At 60.2% G+C, this 916-nt stretch carries 1 protein-coding gene and 1 pseudogene; both read left to right on the forward strand.

Features of this window, described 5'->3' with window-relative positions; all coding sequences use genetic code 11:
- A pseudogene (locus P3W85_RS06165) lies at positions 1-334 on the forward strand (hypothetical protein); the annotation flags it as partial.
- A gap of 23 nt (positions 335-357) precedes the next feature.
- A partial coding sequence (locus tag P3W85_RS06170) for a phospholipase effector Tle1 domain-containing protein (protein WP_276264125.1) occupies positions 358-916 on the forward strand: 559 nt, incomplete at its 3' end.

The following is a 916-nucleotide window of genomic DNA, read 5'->3' on the forward strand; positions in this document are numbered from 1 at the left end:
ATGGGACCCGAACTACAAGCTCACCGTCCGCTGGCGCACCGAACCGCTCTATCTCAAGGACCCTGATGCATTCTACGAGCGTCAGGTGGCAACCGAGCCTTACCAGTTGAGCGAAACAGGCGGCATGGGGACGCTATGGGTAGCGTTCTTCCCCGGAGGTGTCGTCAAGCTCTTCCCTACTTGGGTGGGTCCAGGGCATCCCGATTTCCCGGATGGACTGCTTGCCCCTTCCTGGGCCTGCGAAAAGAAGTTCCCCGGCAATCCTAAATGCTTCCGCCAAAAACCCTCTTGGGAAGAGCCATCCCAGCCACACAAGGAGGATCACACGCCATGACGATTTCACGCCTTCCCGACAACGTGAGCGACAACCCGTGGGCACTCACGGCGAGCGAGCGCCCGGGCATCACTTGCACCGAATCGCCCAACGACGCCATGTCGTGCCAGCGTACGTTGTATCTCGGCTTCTTCTTCGACGGCACGCGCAACAACCGCCAGTACGACACGGAGCCCAAGTCGCATAGCAATGTCGCGCGGCTGTACGATGTTTTCGACGAAGCGCGTCGCGAAGGTGAAGATCGCCAGTATCGCTTCGCCACCTATGTCGCAGGCGTCGGTACCGAATTCTGGAAGTATGTCGGCGATGCCGGCGTCGGCCTCCACGCCGCCGCGGGTGCCGCCGCTGGCTGGGGTGGCGAGGCACGCATCAATTGGGCGTTGTTGCAACTGCAGAACAACCTGCATCGTTACGCCTTCAGCAATCAACCGCTGACGGACGAAACCAATGACCTTGCTCTCGTCAAACAGATGAGCGCCGACATCAACTTCAAGCGCATGCGCATGCGCTTTCCTGATGGCAAGGGGCCGCCCACGCCTAAGTCGCCTGACGACGTGCAGTTGCGCAAGGATGTGTCAAGTG

Source organism: Cupriavidus basilensis, assembly GCF_029335485.1.
In the GTDB taxonomy this organism is placed as follows: Bacteria; Pseudomonadota; Gammaproteobacteria; order Burkholderiales; family Burkholderiaceae; genus Cupriavidus; species Cupriavidus basilensis_E.